Annotated in this window: 1 protein-coding gene; it reads left to right on the plus strand. The window is 68.5% G+C overall.

Going from position 1 to position 568, the window contains the following annotated elements:
• Window positions 1–491: flagellar basal body rod C-terminal domain-containing protein (locus tag CKO11_RS17245; protein WP_317851832.1), on the plus strand; the 491-nt coding region annotated here is incomplete at its 5' end.
• Window positions 492–568: the final 77 nt, after the last annotated feature.

The raw sequence follows: 568 nt of genomic DNA on the forward strand, positions 1-568 counted from the left end.
GGGCGGGCGACGCCGGGCTCTTCACCGACGACGGCGCGGCCTTCGATCCCGCCGCTCCGGCAGGGCTTGCCAGTCGCCTGTCCGTCAATGCGCTGGCCGATCCCGACCGCGGCGGAGCGCTCTGGCATCTGCGTGACGGCCTGCAGAGCCCCCCCGAAGGCGACAGCGGCGATCCCACCCTGCTCAACGCCCTCGCCGCGGCCCTTGACGCCCGCACCGTTCACGCCGCGAACGGCCTCAGCGGCACCTTCAGCTTCTCAGGGCTCGCCGCGGAAACCGTTTCCGGCGCCGCCGTCGCACTCGTCTCGGCCGAGGCGGAGGCGAGCTTCGCATCCGCTCGGCGCGATGAGTTGCAGGCGCTCATCCTCGCCGACGGCGTGGATACTGACCGGGAGATGGAGCAACTCCTGCTTCTCGAACGTGCCTATGCCGCCAATGCGAAGGTGGTGACTGCCTGCGATGACCTCCTTCAATATCTGCTGGAGATGTAGATGAGCGCCGTTTCCTTGGGTGATCTCGCCCGCACTTTCCTGCTCCGGCGGCAGAATGCGGCGCTGAAAGCAGAGGC

Source organism: Rhodobacter sp. TJ_12 (assembly GCF_020023995.1).
In the GTDB taxonomy this organism is placed as follows: Bacteria; Pseudomonadota; Alphaproteobacteria; order Rhodobacterales; family Rhodobacteraceae; genus Rhodobacter.